This is a genomic window from Mesorhizobium sp. B2-4-3, assembly GCF_006442815.1.
Classification (GTDB): Bacteria; Pseudomonadota; Alphaproteobacteria; order Rhizobiales; family Rhizobiaceae; genus Mesorhizobium.
The window spans coordinates 123,379-145,522 of record NZ_VFVL01000004.1 but is presented as its reverse complement, the minus strand read 5'-3'; the positions used below and the strand labels follow the sequence as shown (position 1 = coordinate 145,522).

Here is a 22,144-nt window from a genome sequence, read left to right as displayed (position 1 = left end):
TCTATGCGTCGACGAAGTCGATCGTTATGCGTCGACGAAGTCGATCGCTATGCGTCGACCAACGTGCGGGTCAGCGGATGGTCCGGATCAGCAAGCCCATCGACAATGTTGAAATGATGCCGGTCCGGCTCGACCACTGAACCGGTGGCGGCGCCGAGCCCAGTCCAGATGTTGGCGAGCAATGTACTCTGGCGCAGGAATTCCGGACGCTCGCCGCCGCCGACCCAACAGGTGACGCGGGCTCCCTGCCGAGGCCGCAGCAAAGCCGGGCTTTCGCCCAACGCTTCCTTCTCATCGATATTCAGGGTCTCGTTCAGCGCGGTGAACATCAGCGGCCGCAGGTCGTGCAGGCCTGAAATCGAAACGACCTGGCGTATGCGCCGCGTCACATCGGACGACAGCGGCGAGGCCGCGGTCACCATCCGGCTGGCGAGATGCCCACCGGCCGAGTGCCCGGTCAGCATCAGCTGTCCATCGATCATGGCCGCCGCCTTCTCGATCGCGCCCGCAATCTCGTTGACGATGCCGCTGATCCTGGTCTGCGGGCAAAGCGTGTAAGAGGGCATGGCGACGGCAAAACCGTGGCCGACAGCACCTCCAGCCAGATGCGACCAGGAGGTCTTGTCTGATTCCATCCAGTAACCGCCGTGGATGAACACGACGAGCCCCTTTGGCGCAACAGGTGGGAGAAACAGATCGAACCGGTTGCGCGGCGCTTCGCCGTACACGATATCGAACCGCGCCCTGCCTTGCGCCAGCAGCTTTTCCCCAAAGGCCCGCGCCGGTTGATCCCAGGCCGCAGGCCAGCGGTCGCCGCCGGCGATGTTCGCGCCGTTGGCATAGGCGTCGTCCCAGTCGGCAATACGGTTTTCGAGCACGGCCCCTCCGCGATCAGGTCGATGTCGAGTGGTTTTGATTGGCATCGCCGCGGTCAGGTAACGGTTGTCTTGACCGCGAAGCGGGCTTCTCGCCAGACGCCGGTCCGCAAGATGTCTTCGAGCGCTTCGACAGCATTCCAGACATCCCTGTAGCCGACATAGAGCGGAGTAAAACCGAAGCGCATGGTCGACGGCGCCCGAAAATCACCGATCACGCCGCGTTCGATCAGGGCCCGCATGATCTGGTAGCCATGCTGGTGAATGAAGGAAATCTGGCTGCCGCGTTTGGAGCCGTCGCGGGTGCTTTCCAGCGTAAGATCGTAACCGCCGCACCGTGCCTCGACGAGTTCGATGAACAGATCGGCCAGCGCAATGCTCTTCCTTCGCACCGTCGCCAGGTCAACGCCGTTCCAGATGTCGAGCGCGCCTTTCAGCGTCCGCATCGACAGGACCGGCTGCGTGCCGCACAGAAATCGGCGGATGCCAGTGCCTGGCGCATAGGCTTGCTCGAAGGCGAACGGCCGTGCATGGCTCCACCACCCGCTGAGCGGCTGCCGCACATCGGCAAGATGCCGCTCGGCCGCATAGATAAAGGCAGGAGAACCCGGCCCGCCATTGAGATATTTATAGGTGCAGCCGACGGCGAAATCGGCGCTTGCCCTGTCAAGCTCAACCGGCATGGCGCCCGCGCTGTGGCAGAGATCCCATACAATCAGCGCACCGGCGTCATGCGCCATGCGCGTAAGTGCCGCCATGTCGCGCAACTCGCCGGATTTGTAATTGACGTGGTTGACCAACACCACCGCCACGCGTTCGTCGATCAGTTCCTCGATGGTCGGCGCGTCCACGCCAGCCAGGCGCAGGACAGTGTTCTTTCCGGTCGAGGCCACCCCTTCGGCCATATAGATATCGGTCGGAAAACTGTCGCCCTCGGCAACGATCACGGGTCGGTCCGGCCGCATCGCCATCGCCGCGTGCAGCACTTTGTAGATGTTGATCGACGTGGTGTCGCAGACCACGGTCTGGCCCGGCGCCGCGCCGATCAGGCGCCCGAGCTGGTCGCCCAGCTCGACCGGCATGTCGAACCATCCATCCTTGTTCCAGGCACGAATGAGGTCTTGCGCCCACTCCTCGGCAGCTGCCTTGCGCAACTCGTCGAATGCGGCGTGCGAGGCCGCTCCCAACGAATTCCCGTCGAGGTAGATCACGCCCTCCGGCAGGACGAAGCGATCGCGCAGGGCGCGCAGCGGATCCGCGGCATCCATCGCCTCGATCTCGGCGAGATCAGGAATTCCCCCCATCATGCTACCGCCTCCATCTCGGCACGGCGCCTCTCACGGTTGGCCAAGGGCGGTTGTCTCATCACCGTCCGTGCCACGGCAAGAACCTTCTGCGTTGTGTTAGCTGGTCCATAGACGGCGAAGACCATGTATCTGAATCATGCCGAAGTTGGCAATTTGGGTCCGTTTCGTTCACGGTGAAGCACGTTCGCGCAAGAGCCGAAGCGATCCCGCCCGCGCCTTTGTGATGGTGTTGGAGCGCGCTTCAGCTTGAGGAGGGCCGCAAAATCGAGCGGAATCAATGACGCCGCCGACCTGGCTCGGCCGAGTATCCCTTGGATGCAACATTGTTTCCGAAGCCTCAATAAATTCACTAAACTTTAAACGGTTGCGGAACACAACTGGAACAGATAGTGTTTGTTCTGGGTTTGTTTTTCTGATTCTGGTTTCAGAACCCGTGGGGGCCGCCGATGCTAACGCGCAAACAACATGAACTCCTGATGTTCATCCATGAACGCCTGAAGGAGAGCGGGATTCCTCCATCATTCGACGAGATGAAGGAAGCGCTCGACCTCGCCTCCAAGTCGGGCATCCATCGGCTGATCACGGCGCTGGAAGAACGCGGCTTCATTCGCCGGCTGCCGAACCGGGCGCGCGCGCTTGAAGTGCTGCGGCTGCCCGACTCGATCGCGCCTGGCCTGAATGCCGCGAGAAAGTTTTCGCCGAGCGTCATCCAGGGCGGCCAGGGCAATCTCGGCCGCCAGGTCAAGCCAGCCACGCCATCGCGCACGCCGACACCCAGCAATGACGACGACGCTGTTTCGGCCGTATCCATTCCGGTGATGGGCCGCATCGCCGCCGGCGTGCCGATAGACGCCATCCAGCACCAGACGCATTCGATCTCGGTGCCGCCGGACATGATCATGGGCGGCGAGCATTATGCGCTGGAGGTCAAGGGCGACTCGATGATCGAGGCCGGCATCTTCGACGGCGATACCGTCATTATCCGCAACGCCAATACGGCAAGCCCGGGCGAGATCGTGGTGGCGCTGGTCGACGACGAGGAAGCGACCTTGAAGCGATTTCGTCGCAAGGGTGCCTCGATCGCGCTCGAGGCCGCCAACCCGGCCTATGAGACCCGGATCTTCGGACCGGACCGGGTCAAGGTTCAGGGTAAGCTCGTCGGACTCATTCGCCGCTACTGAGCAGAACCGCGCGGCGGTCTTCGCCGGAATTGCGTGCCATCTATTCTGTAGGCTGCGGCGCGATTGCCGGCTTTTCCGGTCGTTGATAGGGCGGCAGCCCCCTCGCCTCACGCGTGTATTTCCGCTGCTCGTGCCAGGGTCGGTATGGTTCTTCGACCGCGTAGCGAACGGTTGGTCGCGCGGTTGCCGATTGCGGATCGAAGAAGATGGCGGCGCTGCCGTCGCGCGCCAGCTGCCGCTTGGTGACGACAAGCACGCGCGGATCGCGGCATGGATTGTAGGCCGTGGCGTCGTCGATGACGATGAGGTCGGCGAAACCGCAAGCAGGCCGGGCGCTGGCGCGATTCTCGGCGAGCGCGACGATGGCGCCGGAAGGATGCCGGCCGATGCAGAGGTGGTCGGTGCAATAGAAGGGCGAGCCGGGCGGCAGGTCGACGGGATCGGCGATATCCAGCCCATCTTGGGCGAACGTCTCCGGCGGTACGATGTCCTCGGCTTTCAGCGCCCGTTTCCAATTGTCGGTGGTGAAGTCGTTGGAGCGCGCGCGGTTGATGGCAAGCTCGCCGCCGCCGATCGGCATCGCCACCAGATGCGCGTCCTCCGAGACAAGCACGTCCGGGGCGCGGGCATGGGGAATGGCCAGCAGCGCGGCGAGCGCGAAGGGTACGGCGGCAAGCCTCAGCCAGGTGGTGGCCATCGTCGCGATGACCAGCGCGACCGTGGCCAGCAGCACCGACTGGATCGAGATCAGCCCGACGGCATCGACCGGTGAGCGCTCGGAAATCCACGCCGAAATGGCGATCATCGCCGTCAGGCCCTTGCCCATCACATAAAGGAAGGGGCCGTCGAAGCCGAAGGGCATGGCCAGCGCGCTCAACACGGCAAACGGCATGACGATCAACGAAACGATCGGCATGACCGCCAGATTGGCCAGCAGGCTGAGCGGCGACACGCGCTGGAAGTGCCAGATCGCAAACAACAGTGTCGCACTGCCCGCGATGAGCGACGTTATAGCGGCGCCGGCCACTCCAACCGCTACTTTTCGCGACACGAAGCCGAGGAACGAACGCTTTGCCGGCGGCGTGGTCGTTTTGCCGGCGCGATAGTCGGCAAAGCCGGCATAAGCGCCGACCAGGGCGGCGGTGGCGGCGAAGGACATCTGGAAGCTCGGGCCGACCACTTCGTGCGGCGAGACAAGGATGACGGCGATGGCCGAGATCACCAGGTTGCGCATGGTGAGCGCCGCGCGGTCGAAGAGCACGGCGGCGAGCATCACGCCGAGCATGATGAAACTCCGCTCGGCCGCCACCACGATGCCGGAGATCACGAGGTAGGCGGCGATCGAGAGCAGCGCGATTGCAGCGGCATATTTCTTCACCGGCCGGCGCGACGAGAAATCCGGGAACAGCGCGAAGGCGCCGCGCAAAAGGACCATGATCGTGCCGGCGACCAGCGCCATATGCAGTCCGGAGATCGAGATGATGTGGTAGATGCCGGTTCGCCGCATCGACTCGTTGATCGCTTCCGGAATGCCGGCGCGGACGCCGACGATCAGCGCGGCTGCGATCTCGCCTTCGGACCCGCCGATGGCGCTCCTGATGTGATCGGCGATCCCTTCGCGTGCGTTCTCTATGGCCGATGCGATGCGCGCGCCAAACGGCGCCTCCACTGGCGCAATCAGCTTTGGATCACCCAGGAAAAAACCGCTGCCGCCGATGCCGGCAAAATAGCTGTCGAAGGAAAAGTCGTAGCTGTCCGGCCGAACCGGGCCGGTCGGCGGCAACAGCTTGGCATAGCCGGTCAGGATCGACCCGGCTGTCATGTCGGGCGGGATCCTGCGCGCCGACAGCCTGACGCGGTCCGGGGCGTAGCGCAGCTTCGGATGCTCCGTGGATATGAGATCTATGGTGAGCCGGACACGGCCATTGGCCATCGCCTCGGCGGTGACGAGGCGACCCGTCAGCCGCGTCTGGATTTCGGAACCCAGCATCGGGGTTGCCATCCGCCAGGTCTCCACCTTCGCGGCGAGAAAGCCCAAGGCGCAGAAAAGCGTCGCCATGAAGAGAAGATGCGTTCTCTGCCAGGAACGCGAGGCCGCCGCGCAGATAGCCATCAGGGCCACCGCCGCGAGCGGCCTGTAGAGATCCGGCTCAGTGCTCAGCGAGAAGTAATAGATGACGCCGGCGGCCAAAAACACCGGCACCAGCAGGAAGCCGATGCCGCGGTCGAGCTCGGTGGCGGCAGCGGTGCCGATGCTTCGGCGCAGTGCGGGAAGCGAGGCGCGGCCAAGCTGTTTGCGGATTCGGCTGACGCTCGCCGTTGGCGAGACCGGCTGTATTGCGCCGTCACCGAGCAGTATAAGCTCGGTAGGTGCCCGCGGCTCCGGGAACGAAACCGGCGCGGTCTCTTCGGGCGTAGCATGGGAAAACATCAGGCGTTCGCTGACGCCAGCTGTCGTTCCCCCGCCCTCCTCCGCGCCCCGGCCACGTCCAGCCATCGGGTCTGCCCCTTGCGCCCCAGACCGCCTATGCTACATGAACGCCGGTCGCGTGGAAGTCCGCGCGAAACATGCATTTTTTCAGTGCTTCCTCGAGAGTTCCATGTCCGACAACGTCGTCACCCGTTTTGCCCCCTCGCCCACAGGCTACCTGCATATTGGCGGGGCGCGCACGGCGCTGTTCAACTGGCTCTATGCCAGGCACACCGGCGGCAGGATGCTGCTGCGCATCGAGGATACCGATCGCGAACGCTCCACCGAAGCCGCCACCGCCGCCATTCTCGACGGGCTGACCTGGCTCGGCCTCTCCTGGGATGGCGAGGCCGTCTCGCAGTTCGAGCGCGCGCCGCGTCATCGCGAGGTGGCCGAGGAGCTCGTGCGCATGGGCAAGGCCTATTACGCCTATGAGACGCCGGCCGAGCTCGAGGCGATGCGCGAGGCTGCCCGCGCCAAGGGTCTGCCGCCGCGCTACAACGGCCAGTGGCGCGACCGCGGCCCCTCCGAGGCTCCGGCAGGCGTCAAGGGTGCGATCCGCATCAAGGCGCCGACCGAAGGCGTGACGATCGTCGACGACCGCGTGCAGGGCGAGGTGCGCTTCCCCAACAAGGATCTCGACGACTTCATCATCCTGCGTTCCGACGGCGTCCCGACCTACATGCATGCCGTCGTCGTCGACGATCACGACATGGGCGTCACCCACATCATCCGCGGCGACGATCACCTGACCAACGCCGCGCGCCAGACGGTGATCTACAACGCCATGGGCTGGGATGTGCCGTCGATGTCGCACATCCCGCTGATCCACGGCGCCGACGGCGCCAAGCTGTCGAAGCGGCACGGCGCGCTCGGCGTCGAGGCCTATCGCGCCATGGGTTATCTGCCCGAGGCTCTGCTCAACTATCTGGCCAGGCTCGGCTGGAGCCATGGCGACGACGAGGTGATGTCGGTCAAGGACATGGTCGCGTGGTTCGACATCGGCGACGTCAACAAGGGCGCGGCGCGCTTCGACTTCGCCAAGCTCGAGGCGCTGAACGGCGTCCATATGCGCAAGATGGATGATCAGGCGCTGTTCGACATCTTCGTCGCCACCTTGCCCTATCTCGAAGGCGGCCCGACGCTCGCGGCAAAGCTCGACGACAGGGGCAAGGCGCAACTGCTTGCCGCCATGCCCGGTCTCAAGGAGCGGGCCAAGACCCTGGTGGAGTTGGTCGACGGAGCGGCGTTTCTGTTCGCCGAGCGGCCGTTGCCGCTGGATGAGAAGGCGGCCGGCTTGCTCAACGCGGATGCGCGCGCGATTCTGCGCGGCGCGCATGGCGCATTGTCTGCCATCGAGGGCGACTGGAGCGCCGCCTCGGCCGAGGCTTCGATCCGCGACTTTGCGCAGGCCGGCGGGCACAAGCTCGGCGCCGTGGCACAGCCGCTTCGGGCCGCGCTGACCGGCCGCAGCACCTCGCCCGGCGTGTTCGACGTGCTTGCCGTGTTGGGTCGCCAGGAAAGCCTGGCGAGGATCGGAGATCAAATCGATTAGGAGCGAACTGGCCCAAGAAGATTGGCATTGAAAGGTGTGTTTCGCAGTGCAACATTAGGCCTTGGCCCAATCTGGCACGCACCTCCTAAAATGCGATGGCAAGTTCGCGCATTCCGGTGATTTCGACGTGTCGTTTGCAGGAATTGCCTTGCCGGCATGAGGAACATAAAGGAGTTTGCAATGAGCGAAGCTGCGACAAAACTGGAACCGAGCGGCAAGGCGCATGAGTCGACCGCCAGGCTCGAACTCGCCGGCAAGACCCATGAATTCAAGGTGCGAAGCGGGTCGACCGGGCCTGACGTGATCGATATCGGCGCGCTCTACAGCACGACCGGCGCCTTCACCTACGACCCCGGCTTCACCTCCACGGCAAGCTGCGAGTCGGCAATCACCTTCATCGACGGCGACGCCGGCATCCTGCTGCATCGCGGCTATCCGATCGACCAGCTTGCCGAACATGGCGACTTCCTCGAGGTCTGCTACCTCCTGCTCTACGGTGAACTCCCGACCAAGGCGCAGAAGGAGGATTTCGACTATCGCGTGACGCGCCACACGATGGTGCACGAGCAGATGTCGCGCTTCTTCACCGGCTTCCGCCGCGATGCGCATCCGATGGCCGTCATGTGCGGCGTGGTCGGCGCGCTGTCGGCCTTCTATCACGACTCCACCGACATCTCGGATCCCTACCAGCGCATGGTCGCCTCGATGCGCCTGATCGCCAAGATGCCGACGATCGCGGCGATGGCCTACAAATACCACATCGGCCAGCCGTTCATTTATCCGAAGAACGAGCTGAACTTCGCCGCCAACTTCCTGCACATGTGCTTTGCCGTGCCGTGCGAGGAGTACAAGATCAACCCGGTGCTGGCGCGCGCCATGGAGCGCATCTTCATCCTGCACGCCGACCACGAGCAGAACGCCTCGACCTCGACAGTTCGCCTTGCCGGCTCCTCGGGCGCCAACCCGTTCGCCTGCATCGCCGCCGGCATTGCCTGCCTATGGGGTCCGGCGCATGGCGGGGCCAACGAAGCAGCCCTCAATATGCTGGGCGAGATCGGCCATGTCGACCACATCCCGGAATTCATCGCCCGCGCCAAGGACAAGAACGATCCGTTCCGGCTGATGGGTTTTGGCCATCGCGTCTACAAGAACTACGATCCGCGCGCCAAGATCATGCAGAAGACGGCGCATGAGGTGCTGGGCGAGCTCGGCATCAAGGACGATCCGTTGCTCGACATCGCCATGGAGCTGGAGAAGATCGCGCTGACCGACGCCTACTTCATCGAAAAGAAGCTCTACCCGAATGTCGACTTCTACTCCGGCATCACGCTAAAGGCTTTGGGCTTCCCCACCACCATGTTCACCGTGCTGTTCGCCGTTGCCCGCACCGTCGGCTGGATCGCGCAGTGGAAGGAAATGATCGAGGATCCGCACCAGAAGATCGGCCGCCCGCGCCAGCTCTACACCGGCGCCACGGAACGCGATTACGTGCCGATTGCGAAAAGGTAATTGAGCGAATAGCGAAATAGCGAGTAGCGAATAGGGAAAGCCAGCGAGTGCACTATTCGCTATTTGCTACTCTCTATTCGCTTTCTTGATACACCCCATCACCACCTCGGCGGCGATCTCGCCCGAGGGCCGCTCGGTCGCCATGCGCCGGGCAATCTCGGCAAAGCCAGCCTTTTGCCAGGCGCGCATGCCGGTGTCGGCAAACAGGGCTTCCAGCTGCCGGGCCAGGTTTTCCGGCCGGACATACTGATCGTAGAATTCCGGCACCAGCGCGCGGTCGGATATCAAATTGGGCAGCAGTGCCGACCACGTCGTCACCATATGCTGCAGAATCTGGCGCGCGATCGGGTCGAGCTTGTAGCAGGAAACCATCGGAACGCCTGCGAGCGCCAGTTCCAGCGAAACCGTTCCAGACGCGATCAACGCCGCATCGGCCTTGCCGAAGGCTTGCCATTTGCGCTCCGGCTCGGTGATGATTTCCGGCTTGTCGTCCCAGCTGGCGACAGAGGCCTTCACCAGCTCGGCGACATGCGGCACCGTCGGCAACAGCAAGCGCAGGCGGTGGCCGCGCTGGCGCAGCGCCGACATCGCCTTGCCGAAGGGCTCCATCAGCCGGCGGACTTCGCCGCGGCGCGAGCCGGGCAGAACCAGCACCGTCTTGACGCCGCCCTCGGCGAGGTCGAGCGGCTGGCTCTGCGCCTTGGCAGCGCCGAGGATGCCCGGATCCTGCGTCAACCTGTGACCGACATAAGTGCCGGGCGGCCCGCCGAGACGGGCAAGCGCCTTCACCTCGAACGGCAGGATGCACAGGATGTGATCGACGTAGGGCTTCATCGCCACCGCCCGGCCCGGCCGCCAGGCCCATACGCTCGGGCAGACATAGTGGACGATCGGAATGGCCGGCGCCGTTGCGCGGACCTTCTTCGCGACGCGCAGCGAAAAGTCCGGACTGTCGATGGTGACCAGGCAATCGGGCCGCTCGGCCGCGATCATCGCCGCCGTCTGGCTGATACGGCGCATCAGCCGTGGCAGGTCGCGCAGCACCGCGCTAAAACCCATCAGCGCGATCTCGCCGCCGTCGAAGAGCGGGTTCAGTCCCAGCTGCTGCAGGTGGCGGCCGCCAATGCCGACGAGCTGCACCTTGCGGCCGGTCGTGCGTTCGAGCGCCCGCACGATGTCGGCGCCGAGCAGATCGCCGGATTCCTCGCCGGCGACGATCGCGAGCTTGAGCGGCTTGTCAGCGACCATTAGCCGGCTCCCCATTGGCCAGCTCAGTTGCGGGCAGACCGACGATGAACAGGCCGAGCGCATTGGCGCGCGCCAGTGTTTGCGGGCCCTCGAGAACGAGCGAACGGCCCGCCTCGACGGCTATGCCGGCAAGGCCGGCCGCATGCGCGGCTTCGATCGTCTGCGGGCCGATGGTGGGCAAGTCGGCGCGCAATTCCTGGCCGGGCTTGGCGCATTTGACCAGCACGCCGCGCGCCTTGCCGGCCAGCCTGCCGTGGCCGCGCAATTCGCGCATTCTGTCGAGCAGGCCGGCGGTGCCTTCAATGCCTTCGAGAGCGACGGCTCGACCTCCAATCGCAATCGCTGCCTGGCCGATATCGAGCGCGCCGATGGCCTTGGCCGCCTTACGGGCGGCTTCGATGTCACGCCAGTCGGACTGGTTTGGCTCGGTCACCGTCAATGAGCCTTCGTCAGCCGTCAGTTCCGGAACGACTTCGTGCGCGCCGACGACCTTGACGCCTCGTTTTTCGAGGCCTCGGGTCAACACCTTCAGCAGGCCGTCGTCGCCGCGTCGCAACGCCCTGACCACGGAGGGAATTATCGCCAACAGACCAAGTGTCGGTCTTATCCTGCTCAGCCGCGGTCTGCGCTTGATCTCGCCGGCCAGGACAAGATGCGTGATGCCCTGGCGCCTCAGCAGTGGAAGCAGCAGCCCGATGTCTTCCAGGGCGAGTTTTTCCTGATCGTAGGCCGCGAAGTCCGCCTCGCGGTCGACCTCACCGGCGGCGATGATGATGAAGGGCACAAAACCGTGCTTGACCAGGCCATCGGCGACTTCGACGGGTAGGCTGCCGCCGCCGGCAATGATGCCGACCTTCGAGCCCGGCGCGAGTTGGAACCCTGATGCGGCGCGCTCAGACCTCGTCATCGCCGCTGTCATCGTCGCCGCCACCTTTGAGCGAAGGGACGGCAAAGTGTCGCTTGTCGCGACTGGTGATGAAATCGATGATCTTCATGGCCGTTGGCGACCCGGCGAACTCGGCCTTGGCGAGTTCCACATTCTCACCGACGGTGCGGGAACGATCGAAAATCGTCCTATAAGCCTTGCGCAGCAGGTAGATCTCGGAACGCGGCAGACCGGAGCGTTTGAGGCCGATGATGTTCAAGCCGCGCAGGCTGGCGCGGTTGCCGACGGCAATTGCGTAGGGAATGACATCGCCGACAAAAGCCGAGCAGCCGCCGAGAAAGGCGTTGTCGCCGACGCGCACGAATTGGTGAACCGCGCTTAGGCCGCCGATATAGACGTTGTCGCCAATCTCGCAATGTCCGCCGAGCGTCGCGCCATTGGCGAAGGTGGCGTTCTTGCCGACGACGCAATCATGGGCGATGTGGGCGTAGGCGAGGAAGTTGCCGTTGTCGCCGACAGTTGTCTCGCCACGGCTGGTGTCGGTGCCGACATGCATTGTGACGCCTTCACGAATGGTGCAGTTCGCTCCGATGACTAGCGTGGTGCGACCGCCCTTGTGCTTAGTGTTTTGCGGCGGCGCGCCGAGCGTCGCCATTGGATAGACCTTTGTCCCGGCCCCGATGGTCGTGGCGCCCATCACCGAAACATGGCTGACCAGTTCGACGCGGTCGCCGATGATCGAATCGGCGCTGATATGGCAGAAGGGTCCGATGCGGACGCCTTCGCCGAGCCTGGCTCCTTCTTCGACGACCGAGGAAGGATGAATGGATGTCTCGACTTTCATGAGCATTTCGAACCGTCAGCCGGTAACCATCATGGCCGAAACCTCGGCTTCGGCGGCTTTCGCGCCGTCAACCATCGCCTCGCAGGCGAATTTCAGCAGGTTGCCGCGTTTCTTGATCTTTTTGACGTGGATCCTGAGTTGATCGCCCGGAACGACCGGCTTGCGGAATTTCGCGTTGTCGATGGTCATGAAATAAACCAGCGACGGCTTCTCGGTGTTGAGGCTGCGAATGCAGATCGCGCCCGCGGTCTGGGCCATGGCCTCGATGATGAGCACACCGGGCATGACCGGCTGCTGGGGAAAATGGCCCTGGAAATGCGGCTCGTTGATGGTCACGTTCTTGATGCCGACAGCGGACTCGTCGCCGTCTATGTCGACGATGCGATCGATCAGCAGGAATGGATAGCGATGCGGCAGGAGCTTCATAAGCCCCATGATGTCGACCGCGTCGAGTGTCGTTGCCACCATATCAGCCATTTCCGTCGCCTTGCTTGCGCGTCCTGGCCATCCTGCGCAGCATCGCTATCTCGCGCATGGCTTCCGCCATGGGCTGCGCCGGGTAACCTCCCCAGACCTCGCCTGCCGGCACGTTGTTCATGAATCCACTTCTCGCAGCAAGCTTGGCCCCTGGTCCGATGGTCAGATGATCGGCAAGGCCGACACCGCCGCCCATGGTGACGTTGTCGCCGACGACGACGGAACCGGAAATACCCGAAAGCCCGGCTATAATGCAATTGCGGCCGATGCGAACATTGTGGGCGATCTGCACCAGATTGTCGATCTTGGTGCCTTGGCCGATGATGGTGTCGGACATGGCGCCGCGGTCGACGGTCGAATTGGAGCCAATCTCGACATCGTCCTGGATGATGACGCGGCCGATTTGCGGCACGCGTTCAGGTCCTTTGGCGCCGCCGACGAAGCCGAAACCATCCTGGCCGATCCTGGCGCCGCCATGGATGATGACGCGATTGCCGACAAGCGCATATTGAATGCTGGTACCGGGGCCGACGAAACCGTCGCGGCCGATCTGGCAGGAACGGCCGACAACGGCGTGGGGTGCAACGACCGTGCCGGTGCCGATGGATACGCCGGGACCGATCACGGCGCCCGCCTCTACGATCGCCCCGTCCTCGACATGCGCGGATGGATCGATGAAAGCATGGGGCGATATGCCGGTTTCTCCGGTCATTGGCCCCGGAGTCGCGGCCTGCGGAAACAACAGGCGCCCGACCATTGCGAAAGCTTGCTGCGGACGCGGATGCATGAGCACCGCGATACCCGGCGGCGCCTTGCTGGCAAAATCGGCAGGGCACAGGACCGCGGCCGCCCTGAGCGACTGCATCAAGGCGAAATTGCGCTTGCCGTCGACAAAGACGAGCGCGCCGTTGCCACCCTCGTTGGCGGGAGCCAGCGCCTCGATGGCAATTTCTGCCTGGTCGGAATCGAGCAGGCTGGCGCCGGTCAGATTCGCGACCTCGCCAGCCGTATATCGGCGTGAAGGCGCGAAGAACACCGGATCGGTCATTCCAGAAGCAATATCCAGCTGGGTCGGATCAGTCCACTCCGGGCCGTCAGCCGGCCCGGAACCATCGCAACCATGAAATTAGAAGCGGGTCGCGATACCGAAGTTGAATTCCTGCACATCGTCGGTCGACTCTTTCTTGACCGGGATCGCATAGTCGATGCGGATCGGGCCGAACGGCGAAGCCCACATCAGGCCGATACCAACCGAGGCGCGGAGCTTCATGGCGGTCGATTCCTGTGCGACCGACGTAATCTTGGAGCCGTAAAGGGTCGCAGCGTCGGCAAAGACAGCGCCACGCAAGCCGAAGCTCTCCGGAATGACCGGCAGCGGGAACTGGGCTTCCGCCGAAGCATTGAAATAGGTCGTGCCGCCGAGATGGTCACCCGTAAGCGGGTCAACCGGGCCGATGCCACCATATTCAAAGCCGCGGATCATGCGATCGTTGCTTTGGAACTGATCGAAGATGCGCAGACCATTGTCGCCATAGCCTGCAATGTAGCCGGCTCCGCCCGAAACGAGGCCGACAAGGTCAAGTTGCTCGGACAACGTCTGATACACGCTCGCCCGCCCAGTCACCTTTACCCACTTGGCATCGCCGCCAAGACCGGCAAACTCGGTGGTGCCGGTGAGGTAAAGACCTTCATGCGGGTTCTTCATGTCGTCGATGGTGTTGTAGGTGAGACCCAAGCTGACTGACGACTTCAACCACGAACCTTCATTGATGGCATCTACTATGGCCTGCGAAAGATTGCAGTCGCCCTCGATGCCGTCATTGTTGTCGTCACAATCGTTGAACTCGTACTTCTCCTGCGAGATATTGTACGCCAGCTGCGTCGAAATATTGTCGGTGATCGGCAGGCCGAACCGAACGGTCGCGCCGGTGGTGTCCGTATTGTAGTGATCGTATTCGCGGGTCGACTTGTAGATGTCGAAGCCCGCCGCGATGCGCCGGCCGAGGAAGTAGGGCTCGGTGAAGGAAAGGGCGAAGTCGCGCGAATTCTTGCCGCCGCCGGCCGACAGCTTGATGTACTGGCCGCGGCCGAGGAAGTTGCGCTCGGTGATCGAGCCTTCGATGGACGGGCCGGGCGTGTCGCCGCCGGTCGAATAGCCGGCGCCGACCGAAAACTCGCCGGTCGACTTCTCGACCACGGTGACCACCAGCACGACCTGGTCAGGGGCCGAGCCCGGAACCGTCGAAATGTCGACGGACTGGAAGTAATCAAGGTTTTCCAGGCGCTTCTTCGCGCGCTGGATGAGAACCTGGTTGAAGGCGTCGCCTTCGCTGACATCGAATTCGCGACGGATGACATAGTCGCGCGTGCGGTCGTTGCCGCGGATCTCGATGCGCTCGACATAGGCCTTGGTGCCCTGGTCGATGGTGTAGACGACTGAAATGGTGTGGTTCTCGAAATTACGGTCGCCGCGCGGCGTCACCTGGGCGAAGGCATAGCCCGAGCCCGCGACCTTCTCGGTCAAGGCGACGATCGAATCCTCGACGTCCTTGGCGTTGTAGACGTCGCCCTTGTGTGTCTCGACCGCGGATTCCAGCGATTTCGAGTCGACCTCGGGGATGGTGCTTTCAACGCTGACGTCGCCGAACGTATAGCGATCGCCTTCCTGCACGGTGATGGTGACCGTGTATTTGTTGGTGGTGTCGTCGAGCTCGCCGACGGCCGAGACGACCTGGAAGTCGGCATAGCCGTGATTGTAGTAGAAGCGGCGCAGCAGCTCCTGGTCGGCGCGCAGCTTGTCCTCGTCATAGACGTCGTCGCGCAGCACGAAGGAGAGCCACGACGAGCGCTTGGTGTTGATGACGTCCGACAGGCGGCGGGTGGAATAGGCGTGATTGCCGACGAAATTGATCGCAGCGATCTGGGTGCGACCGCCTTCGTTGATGTTGAAGACCACGTTCACGCGGTTGTCACCGAGATCCATGATCTGGGTGGTCACCGCGGCGTCGTCACGGCCGATGCGCTTATAGGCGGACTTGACCGACTCGACATCGGCATCGAGCGCCTGCTGCGAGAAGGTCGCGCGCGGCTTCAGCTGGATGGCGGCCTGGAGCGCGTTGTCCTTCAGCTTCTTGTTGCCCTGGAACAGGACCTGGTTGACGACCTTGTACTCGGAAACCTTGACGACCAGGCTCGAACCGACCTGGTTGATCTGAACGTCCGAGAACAGGCCGGTGCCGAACAGCGCCTTGACGGCATCGTCGATATCGGAGCTGGAGAAAGGCTTGCCCGGCTTGATCGAAATGTAATTGCGGATGGTTTCCGCATCGACGCGCTGGTTGCCGCTGACCTCGACACGCGAAATGACCGCGGCCTCGGCCACCGACGTGGCGGCGAACTGCACTGCGAGCGCGCCTGGCAGGACCAGAGCGGCGGACAAAGCCGCCGCGGAAGCGGCGCTCAGAAACTTGGATGCTGCCTTCATCGGGCTTTTGTACCTTTTTCTCGTAGTCCCCACGGCGAGAAAACCGGACGTGCGGTATTTTCCCTTACCGTATTAACCGGATTTTCCCTACACGCAAGGCTCCCGGTTAATTTGTATTTACTTAACCGTACCGCGTGGCTTTCGCGTCACGCATATCCCCACGCATGGTAAACGGCATCTCAATATGACTGGGGCTGAAGCCAAATTTCTTCATGATTTCAGCACCCAAACAGATCATTCCAAAATACGAAGCCCATGAAGCCGAGCACCAGGAACAGCCCGGCCCGGTAGGCCATCTCCATCGTTCGCTCCGAAACGGGCCGCCGTATGACGGCCTCCACGCCGTAGAACAACAGATGGCCGCCGTCGAGAGGGGGAATCGGCAGGAGATTGAGAAATCCTATCCCGACTGACAGAAATGCAACAAGCTGCACCAGCCACTCGAAGCCGAGCTTGGCTGCCTGACCCGACATCTTCGCGATCTTGATTGGACCGCCCAGCTGGCATTTGTCCTCGCGTCCAAGCGCAAAGCGCTGCAGGAACTGGCCGGTGCGCTCGATCACGTGCCCGGTCTCCTCCACCGCCGCCACCACGGCGCCGGCCGGCGTGTAGGAGATCAGGCGGGGCTGGCCGAGCTCGGCGTTGTTGACGACGCCGATAACTGCGACCTTGACCTTGTTGCCCAGCGCGTCCTGCTGCTCCATGGGCTCCGGCGCGGCCGTAACGTCGATTTCCTTGCCGTTGCGCAGCATGGTGAAGGTGATGGCGTCGCCAGCCCGGCCGGAAACCAGCCGCTGCACGTCGGCGAATGTCTCTACCTTGCTGCCGTCGACTTTGACGAATCGGTCGCCTGGCTGGATTCCAGCCTTTTCCGCTGGGCTGCCCTTGGTGACTTCGGCGACTGTCGGCTCCAGGACCGGACGGCCATAGAGCGAAAACAGCACCGCGAACACGGCGATCGTCAGCAGAAAATTGAACAGCGGCCCCGCAACGACGGTAGCGGCGCGCTTCCAGATGGGTTGCGTGTGAAAGGCGACCGCGCGCTCGGCTTCCGTCAGCGATTCGAGCTCTTCCGTGCTCGGCTGACTCGATGTCGCGTTCATGTCGCCGACGAATTTGACGTAGCCGCCTAGCGGTATGGCGCAGAGCTTCCAGCGCGTGCCGCGGCGGTCGTAAAAGCCGAAGAGCTCGGGGCCGAAGCCGATGGAAAAGGCCTTCACGCCGATGCCGCACCAGCGGCCGATCAGATAGTGGCCCATCTCGTGGACGAACACGACCACGGTCAGCACGAACAGGAACGGCAGCAGCGTGCCAAGGACGAAGCCTTGTGTGCTGAAGACCGCGTGAAAGATGTCGTTCAAGTCATGCCCTCAAATTCGCCCGCACGCGATGTTCCACCGCGACTGTGGCATCAATCCGGGCGAATCCGTGGCGCGCGCCCTTTTTCGCCTTACCGCTGCGTCGTTCAGTTCGGAAACAGCCCCTGTGCCGGATGCTCGGTGCCCGCCGCGATCCAGCCTATGACGTACAGCGCCAACGCGGCGGCGACAAGCCCGTCCACCCTGTCCATGACACCGCCATGGCCGGGAATGAGATTGCTGGAGTCCTTGGCACCATGCCGGCGCTTGACCCATGATTCGAACAGGTCGCCGGCTTGCGAAACGATCGACAGAGCGAGTGCCACGAGACCAAGCTGGACGAGATTGCCGGCGCCGGCCGCGATTGCGAGCAAAACTCCGGCGATAACGCCGCCGGCCGCGCCGCCCAGCGCTCCGCTCTGCGTCTTGCCGGGCGAGATCGACGGCGCGAGCTTCGGGCCGCTGATGGCGCGGCCGACGAAATAGGCCGCAATGTCGGTCGCCCAGACCACGGCGAACAGGAAGAGAATCGCAATCAGCCCGGAATGATTGTCGTCACGGAGATAGGCGAGCGAAAAGCCGGAAAGAGCCGCATAGGCCAGTCCAGGGGCTTCCCACGGCGCAGGCCCCCCGACGCGGGCGGCAATGGCCGCGACCGCCACAAGGATCGCGACAAGCAAGAGCAGCCACAAAGCCGGCACGCCGGCAATCAGCGCGCCGATGAAAACCAGAATCAGTGCTTCCGGCAGGAAGGCGAGAGCCGCCCCGCTCGCGGGGCGCGCCATGCGCGTCCATTCATAGAAGATCAGCGCCGCTATTCCCGCGCAGAACAGCCGGAACGGCAATCCGCCGAGCCAGGTGAGCGCAAGCGTCAGAGCCGCCATCACGATTGCCGAGATGACGCGCTGCTGGAGGTTGCTCATGCGTGGCGGCGCCTAAAGCGCGACATCGCGGGCGGCGAGCCCGCCAAAGCGTCGTTCACGGCCGGCAAAGTCGCGCAAGGCGTCGGCCAGGTGCTCGCGACTGAAGTCCGGCCAATAGCAAGGCAGGAAGACGAGCTCACTGTAGGCAGCCTGCCAGAGAAGGAAGTTCGACAGCCTGAGCTCGCCGCTGGTCCGAATCACCAGCTCGGGATCGGGAATGCCCTTTGTGTCGAGCGAAGCGGCGAAGCTTTCGGCCGTGATCGCGTCGCTCGCCATGTCGCCGCGCGCGACGGCCTCCGCCAGCTTGCGCGCTGTCCGCACGATCTCGTCGCGGCCGCCGTAATTGAAGGCGATGACCAGTGTCAGCGCCTCGTTGCCGGCGGTCAGCGATTCGGCCTCCTGCAGCAGCCCCCTGATATCGGGCTGCAGCGCCTCTTTGTCGCCGATCACCCTCACCCGCACGCCGTTCTGATGCAGTTCGGCGAGATCGCGGCGGATGAACAGCTTCAAAAGTCCCATGAGGTCGCTGACCTCGGATTTCGGCCGCGACCAGTTCTCCGAGGAAAATGCGTACACGGTCAGGTAGGAGATGCCGAGCTCGGGTGCGGCGCGGACCGTCTTGCGCAGGGCCTCGACGCCGGCGCGATGCCCGGCAAGGCGCGGCAGGCCGCGCGCCTTGGCCCAGCGTCCGTTTCCATCCATGATGATCGCGACATGCGCGGGCGTTGCCATGGTCTCGCTTTCGGGCCGGGAAACCCGACCCTAAACCTGCATGATTTCAGCTTCCTTATCGGAAAGCAGGTGATCGATGCTGCTGATCGTCTCGTCGGTCAGCTTCTGCACCTGGTCGGAGCGCTTGCGCTGATCGTCCTCGCTGATGGTGCCGTCCTTCTCCGCCTTCTTGAGGAAATCCATGCCGTCGCGCCGCACATGGCGCGCCGCGACGCGGGCGTTCTCGGCATAGCCATGCGAAATCTTGACCAGTTCCTTGCGGCGCTGCTCGTTGAGCTCCGGCAGCGGGATCCTGAGATTGGTGCCGTCGACGATCGGGTTGAAGCCGAGATTGGCTTCGCGGATAGCGCGGTCGACAGCGCTGACCATCGATTTGTCCCAGACCGAGACCGAAATCATGCGCGGCTCCGGCACCGTCACATTGGCCACCTGGTTGATCGGCATCGTCGTGCCGTAGGCCTGGACCTGGACGGCATCGAGCAGGTTGCTGGACGCGCGGCCGGTGCGCAGCGAGGCCAGATCGTGCTTGAAGGCGGCGATCGCCCCGTCCATGCGTCGCTTCAGGTCTTCGAACTCGCCACTCATGATCATCTCCTCGACCCGTTCGCCGGGTTCACTGCTTGTGCCGTCGTCCCGTCCGCGGTTCCGTCTGACGGATCCCGGCCTCGGTTATTTGTCCGCGACGACCGTGCAATGGCCGCCGCCCCTCAGAATATCGCCGAAACCACCTTTTTCGTGGATCGAATAGACGATTATCGGAATGTTGTTTTCGCGCGCAAGTGCAATCGCGGCGGTATCCATGATCGCAAGCCCGCGTTTGATGACTTCCGCGTGGCTGATGCGGTCAAAACGGACGGCGTTCGGGTCTTTCTTTGGATCGGCCGAATAGACCCCATCGACCTGCGTGCCCTTGAACAGCGCATCGGCGCCGATCTCGGCGGCGCGAAGGGCCGCGGCCGAATCGGTGGTGAAGAACGGATTGCCGGTGCCGCCGGCGAAGATGACGACCTTGCCTTGGTTCATGTAGGCGGTCGCCTGGCGTTGGGAAAAACTCTCGCAAAGTTCCGGCATGGCGATCGCCGAAAGCACGACGGCGTCGACGCCGATCTTGTTGAGCGAGGTGCGCAGCGCCAGCGAATTGATGACGGTGGCGAGCATGCCCATGTGATCGCCGGTGACGCGGTCGCCACCCTTCGAGGCCACGGCGACACCGCGGAAGATGTTGCCGCCGCCGATGACGACACCCACTTCGACGCCCAGCGCGCGCGCCTCGGCAATGTCGGCGGCGATGCGGTCGACAACGGAGACATCGATGCCGAAATGCTGCTCGCCCATCAACGCTTCGCCGGAAGCCTTCAGCACGACACGTCGATAGAGGGGCTTCACCGTCATCTCATTCCTCGAATATCTCGGCGCGACAATTTTGGAGGCAAAACCGCCCCCGCTTCATCCGGCGATGCTGTCATGACGGGTTGACCCGATACACGAAGGGCGCGGCGATGTCACGCCGCGCCCTCGTGCAAAATCCCAGGCTTTTTCGGTCAGTTGCTGCTGATGCTGACGACCTCGCCCTCGATCGTCACCGGTGGCGCAAAGCCGGAAGGCTTGTCGCCGATCACCACCCCGCCGGCCACCCTGACCTGTATCTCGGGACCGAAATAGGAGTACGGGTACGGCACCGGAACGCGGCTCACCTTATCCAGCCGCTGGCGAAGCTCGACGGGAATAGAAAAATCCAGCGCCGCTAGATTGTCCTGCAGCTGAGCGACCTTCGTCGCTCCGAGGATGACCGTGGCGACGCCGGGCTGTGTCGCCACCCAGTTCAGCGCAATTTGAGCCATGCTGAGGCCGAGCTCGGTGGCCACCTTTTCGAGTTCGGCCACGATCGTCCAGTTGCGTTCGCTGAATTTCTGGAAACTCGGATGGGTGGTGTTGCGAAAACCGTCAAGCCGTCCGGCGTTGCCCGCTTGTGTCGGGCGGTACTTGCCGCTGAGCAGCCCGCTCGCCATCGGGCTCCACACCATGACGCCTGCGCCGTGACGCATGGCGAAGGGCACGAATTCGTGCTCGATGTCGCGTTGGGCGAGCGAATATTCGAGCTGCAGGGCGCAAATCGGCTCATAGCCGCGCAGTTCGGCGATCGCCTGCGCCCGGCCGGCATACCAGCCCGGCACGTTCGACAGGCCGATGTGGCGCACCTTGCCCGCACGCACCAGGTCGTCCAGCGTGCGCAGGACTTCCTCGGCCGGCGTCAGCCTGTCCCACACATGCAGGAGATAAAGGTCGATATAGTCGGTCCCGAGCCGTTTCAGCGAGGCGTCCACGGCGCGCAAGATGTTCTTGCGGCCATTGCCGCCTGCATTCGGATTGCCGGGATCCGAATTCATGGTGAATTTGGTGGCGATCACCGCCTTGTCGCGCAGGCCGCGCTCGGCGACGAACTCGCCGAGCCAGGTCTCGGCGGTGCCGCCCGTATAGAGGTCGGCCGTATCGAAGAAATTGCCGCCTGCCTCGACATAGGCGTCGAACATGGCGCGGGTGGTATCCTTGTCAGCGCCCCAGCCCAATTCGGTGCCGAAGGTCATCGTGCCCAGCGCGAGCCGGCTGACGCGCAGGCCGCTGTTGCCGAGCGTGTAATAGGTCATGGTCATGGTGGTCTCCCGATTCTGAACTGATTTGCTGCCGGTCACTGGCCGGGGGTCGCCTTGACCCAGGGATTGCCGCGCTCATGCGTCATCCGGAACGTGAAGCCGTCGACCTTCCAGCCGGTGCCCGAACGCGTCAGGTGGTGCTCGTAGGTGCCCCAGACTTCCCAGAGCGGATCGCCATTGCCTTCCATCCGGTTCCAGGCATAGCCGTTGGAGCGGACATTCGCGGCATCGGCTTCGAGCACGACCTGATGGTTGGTGCGCAGATGCAGGCTGGTCTTGCTGCCCTTGAGGTTGCCCGCCCAGGCGCCGATCAGGTCGTCGGACGCGATGTTGGCCGCGGGCTGCCCGGACAGAGTGCTGAAGTCTGCGGTCACCCGATCCGCAAAGTAGCTGCGGGCAAGCGTCCAGTCCTGCGCATCCACCGCGCGGTCGATGGCGTCGGCGATGCGGATGACGGCGCGCTCGTCTGCAAGCGCCTGCCAGCCGGCCGGTTCGGCGCCGCCGGCATCGACCGGCGCCAGCGCCATGCCTGCCGCGAAGGTGATGTGCCTCAACGCATTCATCTTTTTTCTCCCTTGTGCATCAGCCCGCCGCCGGCATCTCGACGACAATGTGGATCGGCGCGTCGGCAACGATAAGATTGC

Annotated in this window: 18 protein-coding genes and 1 pseudogene; 3 read left to right on the top strand and 16 right to left on the bottom strand. The window is 63.4% G+C overall.

All coding sequences use genetic code 11. The features are described from left to right. Positions 1-47: 47 nt before the first annotated feature. The gene (locus tag FJ956_RS06300) at positions 48-878 is read right to left on the bottom strand and encodes an alpha/beta hydrolase (protein WP_140672884.1); all 831 of its coding nucleotides are present in this window, start codon (positions 876-878) and stop codon (positions 48-50) included. Positions 879-931: 53 nt separating this feature from the next. Then, positions 932-2,179, bottom strand: a complete 1,248-nt coding sequence (gene kynU / locus FJ956_RS06295) for a kynureninase (RefSeq protein ID WP_140673019.1) — start codon at positions 2,177-2,179, stop codon at positions 932-934. Positions 2,180-2,628: 449 nt separating this feature from the next. Between kynU and lexA the strand changes: the two genes are divergently transcribed. Next, positions 2,629-3,363, top strand: a complete 735-nt coding sequence (gene lexA, locus FJ956_RS06290) for a transcriptional repressor LexA (RefSeq protein ID WP_140672883.1) — start codon at positions 2,629-2,631, stop codon at positions 3,361-3,363. A 40-nt stretch (positions 3,364-3,403) separates the two neighbouring features. Here the strand turns inward: lexA and FJ956_RS06285 are convergent, their stop codons facing one another. Next, positions 3,404-5,860 (bottom strand): ComEC/Rec2 family competence protein, encoded by a 2,457-nt coding sequence (locus tag FJ956_RS06285; RefSeq protein WP_140672882.1) that lies wholly within the window; start codon positions 5,858-5,860, stop codon positions 3,404-3,406. A 103-nt stretch (positions 5,861-5,963) separates the two neighbouring features. Here FJ956_RS06285 and gltX point away from each other — a divergent pair, with 103 nt between their 5' ends. Together gltX and gltA are read left to right on the top strand one after the other, a co-directional pair. Then, complete coding sequence (gene gltX, locus FJ956_RS06280; RefSeq protein WP_140672881.1) at positions 5,964-7,388, top strand: glutamate--tRNA ligase; 1,425 nt, start codon at positions 5,964-5,966, stop codon at positions 7,386-7,388. Positions 7,389-7,568: 180 nt separating this feature from the next. After that, positions 7,569-8,897, top strand: a complete 1,329-nt coding sequence (gltA, locus tag FJ956_RS06275) for a citrate synthase (protein ID WP_095818701.1) — start codon at positions 7,569-7,571, stop codon at positions 8,895-8,897. A gap of 66 nt (positions 8,898-8,963) precedes the next feature. Here gltA and lpxB read toward each other — a convergent pair whose 3' ends face one another. From lpxB to FJ956_RS06210, 13 genes and pseudogenes are all read right to left on the bottom strand, one after another. Further along, a complete protein-coding gene (gene lpxB, locus FJ956_RS06270; RefSeq protein WP_140672880.1) occupies positions 8,964-10,145 on the bottom strand; it encodes a lipid-A-disaccharide synthase in 1,182 nt (393 codons plus the stop codon). Beyond that, a complete protein-coding gene (lpxI, locus tag FJ956_RS06265) occupies positions 10,135-11,052 on the bottom strand; it encodes a UDP-2,3-diacylglucosamine diphosphatase LpxI (protein WP_140672879.1) in 918 nt (305 codons plus the stop codon). Before lpxI ends, lpxB begins: the two co-directional genes overlap by 11 nt. Next, a complete protein-coding gene (gene lpxA / locus FJ956_RS06260) occupies positions 11,039-11,875 on the bottom strand; it encodes an acyl-ACP--UDP-N-acetylglucosamine O-acyltransferase (RefSeq protein ID WP_140672878.1) in 837 nt (278 codons plus the stop codon). Before lpxA ends, lpxI begins: the two co-directional genes overlap by 14 nt. A 15-nt stretch (positions 11,876-11,890) precedes the next feature. Further along, positions 11,891-12,352, bottom strand: coding sequence for a 3-hydroxyacyl-ACP dehydratase FabZ (gene fabZ, locus FJ956_RS06255; RefSeq protein WP_140642679.1), 462 nt, complete (start codon positions 12,350-12,352; stop codon positions 11,891-11,893). Next, positions 12,345-13,400: a UDP-3-O-(3-hydroxymyristoyl)glucosamine N-acyltransferase gene (gene lpxD / locus FJ956_RS06250; protein WP_140672877.1), complete on the bottom strand. Its 1,056-nt coding sequence runs from the start codon at positions 13,398-13,400 to the stop codon at positions 12,345-12,347. The genes fabZ and lpxD overlap by 8 nt, the downstream gene beginning before the upstream one ends. Before the next feature lie 78 nt (positions 13,401-13,478). Then, entirely contained in the window at positions 13,479-15,836 is a 2,358-nt protein-coding gene (bamA, locus tag FJ956_RS06245) for an outer membrane protein assembly factor BamA (RefSeq protein WP_140672876.1), read from the bottom strand. A gap of 218 nt (positions 15,837-16,054) precedes the next feature. After that, positions 16,055-17,197 (bottom strand): RIP metalloprotease RseP, encoded by a 1,143-nt coding sequence (rseP, locus tag FJ956_RS06240; protein WP_140672875.1) that lies wholly within the window; start codon positions 17,195-17,197, stop codon positions 16,055-16,057. A gap of 104 nt (positions 17,198-17,301) precedes the next feature. Next, positions 17,302-18,117: a phosphatidate cytidylyltransferase gene (locus FJ956_RS06235; RefSeq protein ID WP_140672874.1), complete on the bottom strand. Its 816-nt coding sequence runs from the start codon at positions 18,115-18,117 to the stop codon at positions 17,302-17,304. Between the two features lie 12 nt (positions 18,118-18,129). After that, positions 18,130-18,861, bottom strand: a pseudogene (locus FJ956_RS06230) (isoprenyl transferase); the annotation flags it as partial. Positions 18,862-18,879: 18 nt separating this feature from the next. Further along, the gene (gene frr / locus FJ956_RS06225) at positions 18,880-19,434 is read right to left on the bottom strand and encodes a ribosome recycling factor (protein WP_140672872.1); all 555 of its coding nucleotides are present in this window, start codon (positions 19,432-19,434) and stop codon (positions 18,880-18,882) included. A gap of 84 nt (positions 19,435-19,518) precedes the next feature. Further along, positions 19,519-20,241, bottom strand: coding sequence for a UMP kinase (gene pyrH / locus FJ956_RS06220; protein WP_095765617.1), 723 nt, complete (start codon positions 20,239-20,241; stop codon positions 19,519-19,521). Between the two features lie 149 nt (positions 20,242-20,390). Next, positions 20,391-21,500 carry an aldo/keto reductase gene (locus FJ956_RS06215; protein WP_140672871.1) on the bottom strand — a complete coding sequence of 370 codons (1,110 nt, stop codon included), beginning with the start codon at positions 21,498-21,500 and terminating at the stop codon, positions 20,391-20,393. 35 nt (positions 21,501-21,535) lie between these two features. Beyond that, positions 21,536-22,063: a nuclear transport factor 2 family protein gene (locus FJ956_RS06210; protein WP_140672870.1), complete on the bottom strand. Its 528-nt coding sequence runs from the start codon at positions 22,061-22,063 to the stop codon at positions 21,536-21,538. Between the last annotated feature and the right edge of the window lie 81 nt (positions 22,064-22,144).

Bases quoted from the DNA above. Each gene is read 5' to 3' on its own strand.
- pyrH (WP_095765617.1), bottom strand. From the start codon at position 20,241: ATGACGGTGAAGCCCCTCTATCGACGTGTCGTGCTGAAGGCTTCCGGC.
- lexA (WP_140672883.1), top strand. From the start codon at position 2,629: ATGCTAACGCGCAAACAACATGAACTCCTGATGTTCATCCATGAACGC.
- FJ956_RS06215 (WP_140672871.1), bottom strand. From the start codon at position 21,500: ATGACCATGACCTATTACACGCTCGGCAACAGCGGCCTGCGCGTCAGC.
- lpxB (WP_140672880.1), bottom strand. From the start codon at position 10,145: ATGGTCGCTGACAAGCCGCTCAAGCTCGCGATCGTCGCCGGCGAGGAA.
- lpxD (WP_140672877.1), bottom strand. From the start codon at position 13,400: ATGACCGATCCGGTGTTCTTCGCGCCTTCACGCCGATATACGGCTGGC.
- lpxI (WP_140672879.1), bottom strand. From the start codon at position 11,052: ATGACGAGGTCTGAGCGCGCCGCATCAGGGTTCCAACTCGCGCCGGGC.
- gltX (WP_140672881.1), top strand. From the start codon at position 5,964: ATGTCCGACAACGTCGTCACCCGTTTTGCCCCCTCGCCCACAGGCTAC.
- bamA (WP_140672876.1), bottom strand. From the start codon at position 15,836: ATGAAGGCAGCATCCAAGTTTCTGAGCGCCGCTTCCGCGGCGGCTTTG.
- fabZ (WP_140642679.1), bottom strand. From the start codon at position 12,352: ATGGCTGATATGGTGGCAACGACACTCGACGCGGTCGACATCATGGGG.
- FJ956_RS06210 (WP_140672870.1), bottom strand. From the start codon at position 22,063: ATGAATGCGTTGAGGCACATCACCTTCGCGGCAGGCATGGCGCTGGCG.
- FJ956_RS06285 (WP_140672882.1), bottom strand. From the start codon at position 5,860: ATGGCTGGACGTGGCCGGGGCGCGGAGGAGGGCGGGGGAACGACAGCT.
- gltA (WP_095818701.1), top strand. From the start codon at position 7,569: ATGAGCGAAGCTGCGACAAAACTGGAACCGAGCGGCAAGGCGCATGAG.
- frr (WP_140672872.1), bottom strand. From the start codon at position 19,434: ATGAGTGGCGAGTTCGAAGACCTGAAGCGACGCATGGACGGGGCGATC.
- lpxA (WP_140672878.1), bottom strand. From the start codon at position 11,875: ATGAAAGTCGAGACATCCATTCATCCTTCCTCGGTCGTCGAAGAAGGA.
- kynU (WP_140673019.1), bottom strand. From the start codon at position 2,179: ATGGGGGGAATTCCTGATCTCGCCGAGATCGAGGCGATGGATGCCGCG.
- FJ956_RS06235 (WP_140672874.1), bottom strand. From the start codon at position 18,117: ATGAGCAACCTCCAGCAGCGCGTCATCTCGGCAATCGTGATGGCGGCT.